The sequence below is a fragment of the Methylocaldum sp. genome (assembly GCF_039794385.1).
GTDB lineage: Bacteria > Pseudomonadota > Gammaproteobacteria > Methylococcales > Methylococcaceae > Methylocaldum.
Map to the genome: position 1 here is coordinate 1 of NZ_JBDIVO010000080.1, position 15989 is coordinate 15989.

Annotated in this window: 15 protein-coding genes; 5 read left to right on the forward strand and 10 right to left on the reverse strand. The window is 59.4% G+C overall.

Annotation, left to right across the window (positions count from 1 at the left end; genetic code table 11):
• Window positions 1-200: 200 nt before the first annotated feature.
• Window positions 201-1556 carry a hypothetical protein gene (locus ABJK70_RS09320; RefSeq protein ID WP_347257846.1) on the reverse strand — a complete coding sequence of 452 codons (1356 nt, stop codon included), beginning with the start codon at window positions 1554-1556 and terminating at the stop codon, window positions 201-203.
• Between the two features lie 230 nt (window positions 1557-1786).
• On the opposite strand from ABJK70_RS09320, the gene ABJK70_RS09325 reads away from it, so the two are divergent.
• A complete protein-coding gene (locus ABJK70_RS09325; protein WP_347257847.1) occupies window positions 1787-2311 on the forward strand; it encodes a transposase in 525 nt (174 codons plus the stop codon).
• A gap of 46 nt (window positions 2312-2357) precedes the next feature.
• On the opposite strand, the gene ABJK70_RS09330 is transcribed toward ABJK70_RS09325, so the two are convergent.
• Window positions 2358-3122 (reverse strand): trypsin-like peptidase domain-containing protein, encoded by a 765-nt coding sequence (locus tag ABJK70_RS09330; protein WP_133717850.1) that lies wholly within the window; start codon window positions 3120-3122, stop codon window positions 2358-2360.
• A 65-nt stretch (window positions 3123-3187) separates the two neighbouring features.
• Complete coding sequence (locus ABJK70_RS09335; protein WP_347257848.1) at window positions 3188-6880, reverse strand: hypothetical protein; 3693 nt, start codon at window positions 6878-6880, stop codon at window positions 3188-3190.
• Window positions 6881-7035: 155 nt separating this feature from the next.
• On the opposite strand from ABJK70_RS09335, the gene ABJK70_RS09340 reads away from it, so the two are divergent.
• A complete protein-coding gene (locus tag ABJK70_RS09340) occupies window positions 7036-8508 on the forward strand; it encodes a HAMP domain-containing sensor histidine kinase (protein WP_240506846.1) in 1473 nt (490 codons plus the stop codon).
• Window positions 8509-9120 (forward strand): hypothetical protein, encoded by a 612-nt coding sequence (locus tag ABJK70_RS09345; RefSeq protein ID WP_240506844.1) that lies wholly within the window; start codon window positions 8509-8511, stop codon window positions 9118-9120.
• Window positions 9121-9364: 244 nt separating this feature from the next.
• Here the strand turns inward: ABJK70_RS09345 and ABJK70_RS09350 are convergent, their stop codons facing one another.
• The gene (locus ABJK70_RS09350; RefSeq protein ID WP_077731714.1) at window positions 9365-9814 is read right to left on the reverse strand and encodes a hypothetical protein; all 450 of its coding nucleotides are present in this window, start codon (window positions 9812-9814) and stop codon (window positions 9365-9367) included.
• 186 nt (window positions 9815-10000) lie between these two features.
• Window positions 10001-10732, reverse strand: a complete 732-nt coding sequence (locus tag ABJK70_RS09355; RefSeq protein WP_077731712.1) for a TetR/AcrR family transcriptional regulator — start codon at window positions 10730-10732, stop codon at window positions 10001-10003.
• A 23-nt stretch (window positions 10733-10755) separates the two neighbouring features.
• On the opposite strand from ABJK70_RS09355, the gene ABJK70_RS09360 reads away from it, so the two are divergent.
• A complete protein-coding gene (locus ABJK70_RS09360; RefSeq protein ID WP_143735232.1) occupies window positions 10756-11436 on the forward strand; it encodes a DUF3280 domain-containing protein in 681 nt (226 codons plus the stop codon).
• 148 nt (window positions 11437-11584) lie between these two features.
• Window positions 11585-12094 carry a DUF2380 domain-containing protein gene (locus tag ABJK70_RS09365; RefSeq protein ID WP_133717856.1) on the forward strand — a complete coding sequence of 170 codons (510 nt, stop codon included), beginning with the start codon at window positions 11585-11587 and terminating at the stop codon, window positions 12092-12094.
• 46 nt (window positions 12095-12140) lie between these two features.
• Here the strand turns inward: ABJK70_RS09365 and ABJK70_RS09370 are convergent, their stop codons facing one another.
• The 5 genes from ABJK70_RS09370 to ABJK70_RS09390 form a co-directional block, all read right to left on the reverse strand.
• Window positions 12141-13637, reverse strand: a complete 1497-nt coding sequence (locus ABJK70_RS09370) for a glycine betaine ABC transporter substrate-binding protein (RefSeq protein WP_347257849.1) — start codon at window positions 13635-13637, stop codon at window positions 12141-12143.
• The gene (locus ABJK70_RS09375) at window positions 13634-14518 is read right to left on the reverse strand and encodes an ATP-binding cassette domain-containing protein (RefSeq protein WP_347257850.1); all 885 of its coding nucleotides are present in this window, start codon (window positions 14516-14518) and stop codon (window positions 13634-13636) included. Before ABJK70_RS09375 ends, ABJK70_RS09370 begins: the two co-directional genes overlap by 4 nt.
• Complete coding sequence (locus tag ABJK70_RS09380) at window positions 14515-14778, reverse strand: hypothetical protein (protein WP_077731707.1); 264 nt, start codon at window positions 14776-14778, stop codon at window positions 14515-14517. The genes ABJK70_RS09375 and ABJK70_RS09380 overlap by 4 nt, the downstream gene beginning before the upstream one ends.
• A gap of 108 nt (window positions 14779-14886) precedes the next feature.
• Complete coding sequence (locus ABJK70_RS09385) at window positions 14887-15156, reverse strand: hypothetical protein (protein WP_143735231.1); 270 nt, start codon at window positions 15154-15156, stop codon at window positions 14887-14889.
• Between the two features lie 737 nt (window positions 15157-15893).
• Window positions 15894-15989, reverse strand: a 96-nt coding sequence (locus ABJK70_RS09390; RefSeq protein ID WP_347257851.1) for a helix-turn-helix domain-containing protein, incomplete at its 5' end; no start/stop codon positions are given.

The window sequence follows — 15989 nt, forward strand, 5'->3', positions numbered from 1 at the left end:
CTGGTATTTCGGGCCGCCGCCCAGGCCCGGTACACGCCCGGCCTGGGCTCACGCGGCTTGTCGCCGCGCCGGGGCATCCCTGCCCCGGATTAACCCGGCCTATATTTATAGGCCGGGTTAATAATCGCTCAAGATGCCCCTCGACGCGTCTCCCGTGAGCGTACGTTTGGTAGTCCCGGAGACGGAATCCCCGCCGATGATCACCGGCCTCGAGATAAGAAAGTCGTACTCACCGATTCGGCATTGCTTCCGCCGTCTGTAAGGCCGTCATCGAGTGGCGTTTCCTCGGGTTCTACACAGTCGGCCAGGAATATTTCATCGAAGTTGTCGCTATTGCCCCCGGTCAGGTCGGACCTCGACACGAAGGCGATGCGTCTCCCGTCGAAACTGATCGAAGGACTGATACTGCTGCCCGCCGCGGCATCGGTGACCGGCGTAAAGGCGCCGGTAGTGATATCGAATAAGACGATTTCGAGACTGCCGTCGGGGTTGGTCCCGGTTAAATCCCGGCCGGACACAAAGGCGATACGGGCGCCGTCGCCACTAATCGATGCGGAGTAGTTCTCGAGGAGAGGGTCGCCCTCGGTGGAATAGGTGATCTGCGTGAGTACGCCCGCGGTCGCGTCGAACAGGAAGATCTCGTCGTTGCCGTCGGTGTTGCCGCCCGTCAGGTCCTGGTTGGAGTGAAAGGCAATGCGGGTACCGTCGGCATTGATGGATGGAGCGAAGTTGCCGATTCCGGCCGCGCTTGCGATGGAGTTGGTGAGCTGCGTCGTGGCGTTGGTCGCTGTGTCGAACAGGAATATCTCCCGGTTGAAGTCGGGATTCCCGCCGGTCAGGTCCTCATCGGATTCGAAGGCGATGCGGGTGCCGTTTGCGCTGATCGACGCATTGAAGCTGCCGGCCCTGGCGGGGGAATTGGTGATCTGAGTGGTGCTATTGGCCGCCGTGTCGACCAGGTCTATTTCAGAGTTGCCGTTAGGGTTCTGACCGGTCGGATTCGCGTTGGACTCGAAAGCGACACGGGTGCCGTCGGCGTTGATGGATGGCAGGAAGGCCTGGCCGATTCCGGCGTTTTCGGTGAGCTGCGTGAAGGCGCCAGCCGTGGCGTCGAACACAAAGATCTCTCTGTTCAGCTCCGGGTTCTGCCCGGTCAAATCCGCGGTCGACTCGAAGGCGATACGGGTACCGTCCGCGTTCAGAGAGGGAGCATGGTTGGCCGGCGCTGATCCGCTCGTCGTATTGGTAATCTGGGTGACGGTGTTCGTATTGGTATCGAACAGGAAGAGCTCGAAATTGCGGTCAGCATTGCCTCCCGTCAGGTCCGCGTCGAGATGAAAGGCGATGCGGCTGCCGTCGGCGCTTATGGACGCATTGTTTTGCTGGACGATGGCTCCGAACGTGTTCCCGTCGGTGAGCTGCGTGATGCCGCAGGTCAATTGGGCGAGCGCCGTCTGCGACCAGATCCCCATCAACGGCAGGGCGACCGACAAGCCTGCACGGAGATGTTTCTTCGCTCTGCCCGTTCCCTGCTCGTTATTCCTTAACGCCTTCATGATTCCCTCCTTCCTCAAAGGTGAATCCTTTCAATTCGAGAACAATTTATTTACGGTAGTTCCTCATTTTTGTGACAAGTTTGGGGCTGGGGTAAGCAAAAGGCGGTTGTCGCTCTCATTGACACGCGGGGACATCCGGCGAGATCGCGTAGGATGGGTAGAGCGTAGCGAAACCCATCATTCCAGAATTGTGATACACCATAGACGATTCTAAAGACTCCGAGTAAACCATGACCGACTATCGCCGTTTCCGTGTCGAGGGAGGTACATATTTCTTTACGGTTAACCTCGCAGAGCGGCATCGCAAGCTGTTGACGGACCATATTGGTGCCTTGCGCGAAGCTTTTCGTGTGGTCAAAGGAGCGCATCCATTCACGATCGACGCGGTAGTGATTTTGCCGGACCACCTCCATACGATTTGGACCCTGCCAAAGAGCGAACAGGATTTCAGCCTACGCTGGCGGCAAATTAAATCAGCCTTTTCCAGAGAGATTGAAAAGGGAGAACGCATTTCCAAAAGTCGTTCCCGTAAGGGTGAACGCGGAGTATGGCAACGCCGATTTTGGGAACACGTCATCCGCGACGAAGAAGATTTCGCGTGGCACGTCGATTACATTCACCATAATCCCGTGAAACACGGATATGTAAAGGCAGTGTCAAACTGGCCGTATTCTTCATTTCATCGGTATGTCCGATTGGGTATTTACTCGAAGGATTGGGCGGGTCCGGAAATGGGGGATCTGGATTTCGAATAGGCTCTGGGATGATGGGTTTCGCTTCGCTCTACCCATCCTACGAGGGCTATGGGCTACAAGTTGTATTCGCGTAATCAATTAGCTCGGCAATTACGTAGGACTTCCAAACAATGCCAAGATCGGACTCTGGATTTATACGGCCACTATAGATGCCTAACAGCTGACAAACCGGACTGATGACACTGGTAGAGTTCTCGTGGGTAATAATCCCGCCGCCATTCCGATAAAGAATGACAGGAGAACCAGATTGGCCTTTCCGAGTTCGGCAGTCAATTAGAAAGACCGGTAAACCGTTATGATTGATTTCTGGCTCTGATGCGACAAAGCCCGTAGCCCATACTGCGAATGAAGGTCCTGTCCGCATGCCAAAGGGAAAACCTACAACACTGACCATTTGTGCTGGCTCAATATCTAAGTGAGTCTCATAACGCGTTTTATACGGATACAACGCTACGCCGTCTGATTCGGATACCGGAAGGGCAACGACGTCAGCTTTAGCGCCTAGAGTTGGATGTTCGATCCAACGCGGAGTATCGCCATTGTAGAGCGGTTCTTTTACCTTTACGAATTCGCCCAAGCCGGATTTGGAATTGTGTGAGATGACGAGAGTATCAGGTATAGCACCTGTGGTTGAAAGAAGTTCTCCGGAATCTTGGTTTCGGCCTGTGACGTTGTGACGATTCGTAATGAGGAATGGCACTCCAGCAGCACCTATGACTACGAAGCTGCTACCCGATGCAATGGTATTGCCAAGTACCTGCATTTCAATATACAGCGACTGAAACGATGGCTGTGAAATACGGAAAGGCATACTGCATCTTATTTCAAGTTAAGCCCATGTAGGATGGGTAGAGCGAAGCGAAACCCATCAACCAGCTACCGCCCCCGCATCAACCTTTCATAATCCCCCTTGCTCAGAATATACAACGGACTCGCCGACACCCTGACAGCCGCCTTGCCGTCCTTATCGACCGCAAGATTTTCAGCATGTCCCACCACGTCTACCACAACCCAAGCCTTGCCCGGATCGAGCTTTAGCGGCCAATCGCTCGCCTGCTCGTCCGTCCGCCAGATCATGAAGGTTTCGCCGAAATAGGCGGCCTGGATGTTGGCGTCTTGGGTGTCCACGGCCTTGTAGGGCAAGCCGTCGATCAGGGCGCCGGCGGTGTAGAGAGCCGCCTCGGCGGGTTTGTGACCCATGGAGTAGTCCCAGAGGCGGCCGTAGCCCCAGTCGTATTCGTGGCCGAGGCAGAAGGCCAGCCCCAAGTAGTCGCTGCGGCTGTTGGCCCAGGCGATCATCTTCGCGGCCTGTTCCGCCTGCCAGCGGCGGCCGGTGAAACCATGGGCCGTCTTGGCGCCGGCTTCGCCCAGCCAGAAGGGCAGGGTATTCTTTCGTCCGAGACTTTCGTAAGCTGAGAGGACACCTCTCTCGTCTTCGGTGGAGCCGTTGCCGATGGGGCCTCCGAAGCGGGGCGGGCGTTGCGGATAGGCGTGCACGTCCCAGGCGTCCTGGTACTTGTCGAGGCCGAGCTTGAGCACTTCGGCGAACCACTTCCCGGAGCTCACGCCCCCGGCATAGCCTCCGTCATCCGTCATATCGCCGGGGCGCACCAGGCTGCCGCCGACGTAATGGCCGTCCTTTCGTGCCTGGTGCACCGCTTCGTACTCCCACTTAGCCCGCTCGACCCAATGGGCGGGGGCGCGCAGTTTTTGCCATTCCCCTTCCCGGCGGATGTCGATTTCATTGGTGGCCTTGAAGAAGCGGGTATATGCCGAGGCCTTTTCGATGAAGGCGCGGCCGTCTTCCGGTTTGTCGTTGAGCCAGTGGCTGTCGCCCGAGGTGTCGCCGAAGAAGACCAGTCCGCGCGACTTGGCGCGCTCCCACTTCGCCTGGTGTTCCGGCTGGAATCCGGGATAGGAGCCGTAGCTCTTGTAGATGCCCGTGCGCTCCAGCCAGGCGAAGTATCCGCCCTCCTGGCGGAAGCCTTTGTCGCCGTCGAAGAAGGCGTAATAGTCGTTGTTCCAGAGCTTTTTCTTGTCCAGCCGTTCCTTTTGGGCGGCGTTTCCGCGAACCACGGTGAAGCCGTCGGCGGGATAGGCCATGATGAGCCTGCCGTCGGGCGTGTGCAGGGAGGGGTAGACGGCGTAATAACCCGTTTTGGGCGTTTTTCCGAAATCGAGCGTGGCCTCGCCGGGGAAGAGACCATCGATCTCTTTCACGGCGACCTCGTTGCCCCGGTAATCCGTCATCCTGAGGCGCAGCTTGGCGCGGAAGCGGGGCAGGGGGGCCGATAGATCACTTTCCTCCAGAATCGGATGCCAGCGGATATCGGCGCGCAGCTTGAGCGGTTCGCCCGGGCGGGGCAGATTGGCAGGCGCGTCGGCGTAGACGAGCGGCCTGAGTTTCGCGGCTATCGTATTGAGCGCCAAATCGGCGTTCGGATCGGCGAGCTGCGTCTTGATCGAATCGAGCGGACTTCCGGACTCATCGGTAAATCGAGCGGCAAAGAAGAAGCTTTCGCCTTTATCGTGCTGCATCGCCAGCTTGACCAACAGACGATGCCACCCCGGCGCAAGCGCCAAGGGCGCGGCCTGTGAAGGCTCGGCGCGTTCCGGCAGGGCAGTGACCGCAAGACCCTCGGTGGTGAATCCCTGTAGCGCATTCTTGGCGGGTTCGCCCGGAACCGGGAAGTCGGCCGGCGGGTTCGGATCGTCGGCGAAGGAGAGGGGCTGCCCGTCCAGCCATCCGGCGGTTCTGATCCCGGACTGGCGCAATTTCAGCAGCGCCTGGGTCGGCTGGTCGACGTGAAGATAGAGCTGAGCGTAGCCGGTTCCGCGCGACCAGCCGTAGGAGTGATCGGTGGCGGGCTCGATGACGGTGACGCCATTGGCTGCGGCCGGAGCCTTTTGCCAGGTCTTTATCTTGCCGCCCATCATGGCGGTGCTGAGGTAGGGCTGGCCGGGATTCGGACGCAGCACGGTTTCGCTATCGAGGCCGTAAATCGAAACGCCCGCAAGGCCATCCTGCAATCCGCCCACCAGCCAGGCTTCGGGCACGCCGTTATGGAGCGTGGTAGGCGCGTCTGATGTGACGGCCGGGATTGTGAGCATCGTGCCCGCGTGTTCCGGATCGGCGAGAAATTTCGCCACGGCCGCTTCGTTTTTCGGCGAGGCGAGGGCGCCGAGCACGGTGTAGTTGTTGTCGGTTACGAGCGCGGCGGGCAGCGCGGGCAGATTGAGGCGCCGTGCCATGTCCTCGGCTTCGGGCCCGATCGAATAGTTCACCCGGAGCTTTTGAACCCGCTGGCGTGCGGCATCGGCCGCCAATCCCCGGAACAAAATTTCGCCATGATCGCCCTTGCCGTCGAGCACGTAGAGCTGTCCGCTAGGATCGGACACACTCTTCGTCCGCGCCAGAAAGCGGTTTCGGGCTTCCGCCGCCGAGGCGCTCATCCAGTCGCCGAGCGGCGTTTCCATCTTGAGGAGAAAGGCATCGAAAACCTTCGCGCCGTCGGCTTTACCCGCGTTTTCTATTTGCAGCACCTTGTCGCCCGGCAAGATGGCCACGGTGGCAGCGCCTTTCACCCACTGGTATTCCCAGGGCGAGGTGTTGGTCACTACGAATTCGCCGCGAGCGGCCAGTGCATTCGGATCGGCGCCGGCTTTTACGGTGAAGGTCTGGGCGACCTGCGACACTTCGCCGCCGCTCTTGTACCTTGCGAAGAAGCGATAGAGGCCGGGCGGAACGGCGGGATCGAGGCTGAACCTAAAGCTCGCGCCCCAAGCGCCGAAGCCTTGATGAAAAACCTGGACTTCGTCTTTTTCGGTCAGGATCGAGCCCGCGCCTTCGAGTCCCGCAGCGGTTCCGGGATGGACCCGAATCGCGGGATCTTTGCCCGCCGACATCCAAAGCGGCGTTTTGCCCAATTCCAGAAGAACCGCCGGAAGTTCGTTAGTGCCTTGTTCCGGAAGCGCCGTCGGCGACTCTGGGCCGCCGAGCAGAAAAGCGTCGAAAATCTTGGCGTCGTGGCCGGCTCCGCTGTCGCGGATTTCGATTACGGTATCGTCGGCCTTGAGCGTCAGCGGGGTTTCCGCGCCGATCCAGGCGTATTCCCAGCCCTTGGGTTTCAGCTTCACGACCGCGCGTTGTTCGAGCTTCGAGGCATCGGGTCCCGCCCAAATCTCGAAGGTCTGCACGCAAACCTCCGGTTCGCCGCCTTGCCGCCAGCGCGCCCAAAAGGTGTAGGGGCTCGCGTTCGCCCGGGGTTCCAGTTTGAATCGGAAAGCGACACTCCACGAGCCGAATCCCGGATGCAGCGAACTGATATCATCCGGACCGGTTTGAATCGAGGCGTCTCCTTCGTGCGCACTGACATCGCCCTTATAAACACGCGTCGCATTGTCCTGGGCTGCGGCCGACGGCGGCTGGCTGCCGAGTTCGAGCAGCAGAGCAGGATTCTCGGCGCTGCCCGGAACCGGCAATCCCGAGAGTTCGGCGCCGGTAGCCAAAGTCAGCCAGGTTGCCGCCGCAATGGCAAATCCGCCCTTCGAAAAAAAATGCTTTGTCATTCGATTCACCTTGCAGAATACGCCGCTGCGCAGGAAGTCGCTCGTGGGGCGAACACGCCATTCAACACGACCGGACGATAAATCCCTATCATAAGGGAGGTCACAAGAGTGTTACGGCATCGTCGAGGTCGGTTTGCGAACCCAACGATGCGGCAATGATTGATTTGAAGCGGATGAGATTCGAAAAGTTATTCTCGCTGAAATACCTGATCCCCATAGGGTTCGTGGTCGTTCTGGTTCCCTTGCTGTTTGCCGTGATGTATGCGGCCTTCGCCATGCGCGACATCGCGCGGCTGGAGCAAAGAACCTTTTATCAGATCGTCGAGCAGGTGAAAACCGCCCGCTCGGCGCTACAAATGGTTTCCGATATCGAGCGAAAAGCCAAGCTCTTCGTCATTTTGGCGCATCCGGCCTTGCGCCAGCCCTATGAGCGGCAGTCTTACGAAACCGTTCGGAACTCCCTGAGGGAGGCCTTGGGCGAACTGCTGAAAATGGGCGTGGACGAAAAAGTCGCGCTTTCGATCAACCGGTTGTCGGAGCAAGAGCGCTTGGTTTACGAGCAAATCATCAGCTCCGACACCGGCGATCGCGTCGCCCTGCCCGACGACCAGGCATTTCAAGGTTTGCATGCGGCGGCTAATGCTTTGTGGCAGGAAATCTCGGAACAGGTCGACCGGGAGGCGAAACAGCTCTACGCACAGTCGAGATCGGTTCAGCAGGATCTGGTGATCAAGGCAGGATTTCTCTTGCCTACTTCGGTTGCCGTCATCCTGTTCTTGCTGACCTTGCTCAGCCGCTCGGTCCGGCAGTTGGACGAAGCGATCCGAAGGCTGACGGCGCGGGATTTCGGAAAGCCTATCAGCGTGGCGGGGCCGCAAGATCTTCGGTATCTCGGCGATCAATTGGAATTGTTGCGGACGCGCCTGCGCTCGCTCGAAGAGTCGAAACGGCAGTTGATGGATAATGTATCGATCGAGATCGAGACGCCGCTGGCCCGGATCGTCGAAAGCGCGGAACAGCTCGAGATGATGAGTGACGAAGCCGGTCCTGAACAGCGCGAAATCGGCCGGACGCTGACCACGAACATTCAAAAGCTGCAAGAGTTGTTGGCGGAGCTGACCCGCTACAACCGGCTTCACGAGGAACCGGAACAGAATGTCGCCGAAAGCGTTAAGATGCAGGATCTGTTAAGGTCCGTCATCGCGGATCACCGGCCTCGCCTGCAAGCGAAGTCCTTGACGGTCAAGGAATTGGTCCAGCCGGTCGAGGTGTCCGGCGATCGGGACCAGCTACAAACCATTATTGACAACCTGATTTCCAATGCCGTGAGCTACTCGCCCGTAGGCGGCGAAATTCGAATCATTCTCCGCGCCGTGGGGGGCAACATGGAGCTGGAGGTCGAAGACGACGGGCCCGGTATCGACGAAGAGGAAAGCAAGCATGTATTCGAACCGTTTTACCGGGGCAAGGCCGCGTCCAGCCTCGCCACCGAAGGTACCGGAATGGGATTGGCCATCGCCAGCGAGTGCGTCGCCAATCAGCGCGGAAAGATCGAGGTTCTCGAACCGCGGCAGGACAAACAAGGCGCTCGCATCCGGGTTCAATTACCGCTGGTCGAGGCTGCCTGAATGAACATGCTTGTCCGCAGTACAGTTTTAATGGGGCTCTCGGTGTTGGCCGGCTGCGCGGAATTCTACCCGGACCGCTACCGGGCTTCGTATTACACACCTTCCCACGATGCCTATTCGCGATCGGATATCGACGAACTGCTGGGCTTCGGCGCCGCGTTCGCCAATAAAACCGCCGCATCTCGCGCCGAGGAATGCCGGCGGATGCTCAAGCATTACCGGCAAAATCCGGACGTCGGCGTGCGCTTGCACCTTCTGATTGCGCGAACGCTTTCCGAAGCCTGCGGCGACACGACCAAGATCTTGGCGTCCGTGGGGGCCATACCCCCCGAGCGGATGCCGGACGGAAGGGTACAGAACCTGGTTGCCATTCAAATGGAGACTCTGAAGCGGGCCGGGAGTCTGTCGAGAAAAGCGGTAGCCGCGGAACGAAAACCGGACCGCAAACAGGCGACGGTTTGTGCCCCGGACTCGAAGACGGTCGATAAGACCAATCCCCCGACCGACGAGGCGAAAATTCTTCGGGAGAAACTGGAAGCCATCAGGGCCATCGAGAAGAGCATGGACGCGCCGACGATCGACACCGAGGGTGGCGAGGGGGGAGGGAAGTAGCCAGGGGCTTTGCCGTACCCCTCGGGCACTGCGCTGTTCGCCGGCTCCCCGCTGGCCGGTGCAGCGCCTTGACACCCTTGCGACAAAGGCGTGCGAGAAATGTGGGCTAATAGTAGGTCGGCAACCCCTTGCCGACGAAGCCGTTTTTCCGACGGTTGCGTCGGGAAAGGATTCCCGACCTACTCTCCCTTGGACCGCTAAACCGGACCGGAAAGTATTGTAAGGCCGTAACCCGCCGAGCGGCCTAGCCTTTGCCGCCGACAAGCGCATCGATCTTCGCAAGCAGCCTTCCGAGCGGGGTGCGGCTGAGCGCCAGGCCGAGGCAAACGCCGATGCCGTTGGCGACCATGTCGACCGGATCGAATGTACGCACGTTGCTGAGTCCTTGAAGAAATTCCAGTCCGATCCCCAGGAAAAGGAGAAACAGCGGCCAGCGCCAACGGGGCAGGAAGGCCTGTCGAAACCAGTACGTCAGCGAGGCATACGCCAAGGCATGTTGCGCCTTGTCCCAAGCGAGCAACGGCGTGGGCGGCTGAGGCGGTTCCGGCGTCAGGCTCAGCCAGACCACGACGGCGACCATCAGCCAGCCGATGCCTTGCCAGAGGCGGGGAAGGTGTAAGGGGCGGCGTGCTTCGCCGCTGGCCGGAGGTCTATGCTTGCGACGCCCGACCGTTTTCCGAAGTCCTGTTCCCATGCAGATGAATGCTTTCCTGGAGTTAAACGGCGGATTCTAGCAATTCTGCGGACGCGGAACTTGCTGGACATTTCGAATAGGGACGTCTCCGTCGGCTGGTTGCACAGGCTGAGGTGGAGGCACCGGAGGCGGCGATCGAAGCGCCACCTAGCGAAGCCGCTGCTCTTTCAGAACGATAAAACGATCTCAGCGTGCCGCGATCGCCGCCGCTTCCTCGGGAAAGATTTCGCGCATGATGCGCTCCGCCGAAGCGGTGTAGTCGTGCCGGGTCGAGACCGGTTCCCAGGGAAGCCCGTCCAGCAGGGTCCGCAAAACCAGCCGGACGTTGTTCTCCAGGTCGCCGATCCCCATGTTCCGGTAAGGGAAGTTGAAGGTTTCGAACATGAGTTCGCCGTAATGCAATGCCCAGAAACCGTAGACCAGGTCCTGCGGCGCCATGGTCCCCGGCAGCTTCAAGTCGCCGTTTTCGATGGCTTCGTCGATGACGATGACGACCCGGTCGATCACGTCCTTCATGAGCTCGTTTTGAGCCGCGTGGCTCTCCGGCGAGATTTTTTCCCGGACGCCGGCGGACTTGACCGTGTAAATGCTTTCGTATTCCACCGGGTACAGCTTGGCGTAGAAGTGGTGGGCCAGGTGTATGGCCAGCAGCCGTTCGCGGCTGTTGCCGCGGAGCTTCAGCGCGCGATCGAAAAAGTCGCGCCAGGTTCGGAGTCCGCGTATGCAAAGGTGCATCAGCACCTCCTCCTTGCACTGGAAGTGCTGGTAAATGGTGCCCTTGGAATATTCGGTCAACTCCGCGATCCGGTCCATCCCGAAGTTGCTGAAGCCCTGTTCGGCGATCAGCTTCGCCGATATGTCCAAAATCAATTCCTTCCGGGCGATGATTTCACGTTGCTTTCGGGTTAATTTCGTCATGATTTTGACGGCATGGATAGATTTTGACGAAACGTCAATTGTTATGCTGTAATCTGAGCCGTAGCTTGGGCGAAGAACTCGCTGTGACCCAAGCAGCGTACCCGGTAAGAAGGCTGGATTTCAATGAGGCGATTCCGATGCATCGTTCCCCGTTCGTTCGGCTGATCTCGATTTTTGCAGTTCTGGTGCTAGTCCATTCCCCCGTCTGGTCTCAGAACAGTCCTCCGGCCGAGCGGGCGTCGACGGGTGAAAGTCCTGATCTTAAGACGCTCGCAGTGCTGGACTTGGAACTCACCGGCGATCTCGGCGACAGCACGCGGGAGGCCGAGTGGGGCAGGCGGCTCGCTGTCATGACCGAGGTTTTGCGGGACGATCTGAGCCGCAGCGGGTTGTACCGGGTGGTGGATCATGGGCCGGCTCCCGAACTCGTCGCCGAGCTGAAGTCGGCCCGCTATCTGCATGCCTGCAACGGCTGCGAGCTGGACATCGCCCGGCGGCTCGGCGCCGAGCGGGTTCTCGTCGGATGGGTGTTCCGAATGAGCAATCTGGTCCTCAGCCTGCACATCCAAATCCGCGACGTCGCCACGGGGCAAACCCTGATCAACCGCGCCTTCGATTTTCGGGGTGACAAGGACGAATCCTGGCGCCGGGCCATAGCCTATTTCGTCCAAGACCTGCGGGAAAGGCCGCCAAGAAGGCAATAGCTGTCCGCCTTGGGCTTTCCGGTCCAACTTCCGGAGAAAGCAAGCATGCTCGAAAAGCTGAATGTGACGAAAGCGATCGATGTGCCCGGCCACGAAGTTTGAACAGCGATCAGCGGCATCGAGCAGGATTTACGATAGGAGCATAGTCATGTCTGTCTTAAGCAAGATCATTTCAGTCCTTACTCTCGCGATCCTCGTTTCCCTTCCGGTACGCGCGAATTCCAGTATTGGGGTTCTGGATTTCGAGTTGAACGATGTCACCTCGAATCCGGGCGTTGCCGAAGAAGTGGAAAGAACGGCCTCGCTGAAACGGTTACTGGAGGAACATTTGAGTGGCAAGGGCTATCGCATCGATGCGACCGACCCGGCCGCTCAAGCCGCCGCCACCAAGGGGTTCGGATACCTCTGGGATCATTCGGACGAAGCGGCGGAGCTCGGGAAAAATAGCGGGAGCGAGTTCGTCGTGGTCGGACGGTTGCACAAGCCGAGTTTCCTGTTCGTCTATCTCATGGCGCATTTGATCGATACCAAGACCGGCAATGTCGTCGGCGACTTCATCGTCGAGGTCAAGGGCCAACAGCAGAACTTCACCGCCAAGGGCATCGAGAACCTGGCTCGGCAGATCGATACGAGACTCAAGACGGTTAGCGGGTCGTAAGCCCCGGCGGGCTGCGAAAGGTTGTGCAACGCCGGGCGGTTTCCGGTCACCCGCGCAACCCCTTTGGTACCAGCCGGCGTTCGGCGAGCTCGAAGACGCCCTCGATCAATAGCGCAAGCAGGGCCGCAGGGACAGCCCCTTGGAGGATCAATCCCGTATCGTCCAGGCGAATGCCCGTGAGAATCGGCTGCCCATATCCTCCCGCACCGATCAGCGCGCCAAGGGTCGCCATGCCGACGTTGATCACGGCAGCCGTCCTGACTCCGGAGATGATGGTGCGCAAGGCCAGGGGCAACTCCACCAGTCGCAGCCGGGCGAAGCGGGGGAGGCCGAGCGCATCGGCCGATTCGAGCAGCGGACCGGGAATGTTCTGAAGCCCGGTATAGGTATTGCGCACGATGGGCAGGAGGCTGTACAGGAACAGAGCGGTGACGGCCGGCCAGGCTCCGATTCCGAGCAGCGGGATCATGAACACGAGGAGCGCCAGCGACGGTATCGTTTGAAGAATCCCGGTGGCCCCGAGTACCAGCCTTCCCAGGCGCGGTCTACGCGCGCATAGAATACCCAGCGGAATGGCCACGAGGATGGCGGCGGCCAGCGAGATTGCGACCAGAGAGAGATGTTCGAGCGTGTGACGCCACAGGCTGGCAGCCAGGCCCTCGACCTCGGCTTCGGACGCGATGGCTAGCCGTTTCCGCAGGAAGTCGGCGGCCACCTTGCGCTCCGACACCTTGCCGAGCTTGGCCGCCGCGTTCATGGCGGTCATCTCTTTCTCCGAAATCCGGCCTTCCAGTTGTCGGAGTACCGGAAGGACGGCCGGCAGGCGTTCGGCGAGGTCGGCCCGGTAAAGAAACACGGCGCGATAGTCGGGGAAATAGCCTCGGTCATCCTCTAGCACCCGGAGCGAGTAGTATTGAATCTCCGCGTCGGTGGTATAGAGGTCGGTCACATCCAGGCGGCCGCCGGCAAGGCCGCGATAGGCGAGCCCATGATCCAGACCCACGACCGCTTGCTGGGGTAAGCGGTAGGCTCGTTTGAGCCCGGGCCATCCATCCGCCCTAGCCATGAATTCGTTGCTGAAACCGAACTTGAGCTCCGGGTGGTCGCGCAGCTCGGAGATGGTGGTGATTCCCAAGCGGTCCGCGCGAGCGGTCATCATCCCGAGGGCATAGGTGTTGTTGAATCCGAGCGGCTCGGTCATCGACACGCCCTGTTCCGCCAGGACCCTGCGCAGCGTCGCCAGGTCCCGCTTCCCTTGTAGCCGACCGCCCAGAACCTCCTCGATCAGAGTCCCGGTATATTCGGGATAGAGGTCGATCTCGCCATCGATCAAAGCCTGCCAAAGGAACCGGGTCCCGCCGAGCTGCTTTCGGTGTTGCACGTCGATCCTCGCGCTTTCGAGGATCTGGGTCGCGATCTCGCCGAGGATCACCGATTCCGTGAACTCCTTGGAACCCACGGCCACACCCGTCGTCTCCCCGGCTTCAGGAGCCGAGCCGTAACCGATCCACAAGCTCAAGAGCAGGATCAGCCGGTAGATCATGTCGCCCGTTGCACAAGTCCGTCGACCAGGCTGCGCTGCGCCCGCACGAAGCGCGCGACGTACTCGGTGGCCGGCGAATCGATCAAAGCCGTCATCGGCCCTTGCTGTTCGATGGAGCCCTCGCGCAGCAGCACGATCTCGTCGGCAAAATGGCCGGCCTCGCTCAGATCGTGCGTCACCATTAGAACGGTTTTCCCGAGAGCGGTGAACAGCGTCTTGAGATCGGTCTGGAGTTCGTAGCGGATCAGCGGGTCCAGTGCGCCGAGCGGTTCGTCCAGCAGCAGGATCTCGGGGTCCAGCATCAGCGCCCGCATCAGGGCCACTCGTTGCCGTTCGCCTCCGGAGAGTTGGGACGGGTAGCGGTCGAGCGCTCCCGTAGGCAGGCGGACCAGTTCTGCGAGTTCGATCATCCGCGCCTCTGTTCGCGCGGATGACCAGCCGAGCCGGCCCGGCATCAAGGCCACGTTGCCGCGGGCGGTCAAGTGCGGAAACAGTCCGCCCTCCTGGATGACATAGCCCATTCGGCGGCGCAGTGCCAGAGCCGTCGAGGCGGTGACCGGCGTGCCCATCAACTCGACGGTGCCTCGGTCCGGGAGGACCAGGCCGTTCGCCAGCCGGAGCAGAGTGGATTTGCCGCAGCCGCTCGCGCCGATGATCACCGCCACCTGCCCCTCGGGAATCGAGAGATCGATGTCGCGAAGCACGGCAACGCCGTCATAGCTTTTGGTGACCCGTGACAGTTTGAGCATGCGGCGATAATACCGGTTAATAGCCTGAATTTCGTGGACCCGCCCTCTAAATTTGTTCCGCGACAGGACAGGGTCGATTGTCGCCGGCTTCCGATGCGCGACTCGAAACGGTTCGCGGGTCGTGTAGCTCATTTTGGCACTGCGAGTTTGCGCAACGCCTCGCGAGTTCGTTCATCGGCCACGGATAAGCGCAGTTTCCGTTCAGTCGCCGCGGCAAACCGCGGAGAGGCCGCCCCCGAAGCGATAATGTGGAGCGCGGTTCGCAGCTCATCGATCAAAGACCAGTCGGCATCGGTCATGCCGGATGAATCGGGATGTCGCGAGCCCCGAATCCAGCCATCGATGTCGCCGTCGAATCGTTGGTATATCTCGAGCTTTTCAAGGGTAATCATGATCTATGAGAATGCGTTTTGAACTCAGCACCAAAAGTAATATCGCAAATAGATTGATACCAAGCCCTCTCGGGTTTGCGACATCTTGTATGGAACCTTCCAGCATATTCAAAGGTATGGCGAATCCGGGATCCAATTTGAAAACGAAGTTTTCACCATAAATGAAAACCACCTGTAATGAATAAAAACCATTACGAGCTGTCTTCCGATGGAAAGGCGAACCGCGGTTAAAATCCCGCCGGAAAATCCGATAATCCCGAATATAAGACATGGGATATTGAGATGTTGATGATCGCGGATGGAAATAAAGCTGCCGGATAATGCGGATGCGGAAAGCAGGAGCGTGATTGCCGAAAGTGCAAGTCGTTTCTTTTTCATGGATCTCTCTGCAAGGCAGGACGACGCAATAGCGAACTCAATTCCACTTCTCCATTCACCCGATGCCGAATTTTTTCGATGGAACGGTCAATCGTGCCGAATCTGCGCGCAGGCATTTAGAGCGTTTTCATCTCGCTCGTACGGCAAAACAGGCCTGGCAGGAGTCGTTGGCGCCTTCAGCCAGGGTAGATCGACTCAAGCTTTCGGAGGTCGGCAATCCTTTCCCAATCGCAAACGGTCGCTTTAGTCGCGACCCTTCCGACGAAGACGCTCGGCCGGGACGTGGCGTCGGGAAGGGATTCCCGATCTACGGGGATGCACGGTCGTAGGTCGGCAATCCCTTGCCGACGAAGACGCTCGGCCGGAGCATGGCGTCGGGAAGGGCGGCTTCGGCGCTCCAATCGCAAACGGTCATCCCAGGAGCGCTGGGATGACCCTTCCAATCGCAAACGGCCTAGCCGGGAGCGCCGGCCACGCCCTTCCCGAAGACGCCGTTTGCGATTGGAAGGGTCGCGACTAAAGCGACCATTTGCGATTGGAAGGGTCGCGACTAAAGCGACCATTTGCGATTGGAAGGGTCGCGACTAAAGCGACCGTTTGCGATTGGAAGGAATTCCCGACCTACTCGCCAGTGCCCGTACAGTAGGTATGAAAATGCTCTAAGAGCCTATCCCAGTAGGCCGTTCGCCCTGAGCTTGTCGAAGGGCTCGGGGCGAACGGTCTACCGAGATAGGCTCTTAGAGTTCCCGCTGTCGATATTCCCGCGGCGAGCAGCCGAAGCGCTGCTTGAAAGCCCGGCTGAAATGCGACAGATCGTTAAACCCCCAGCGGAG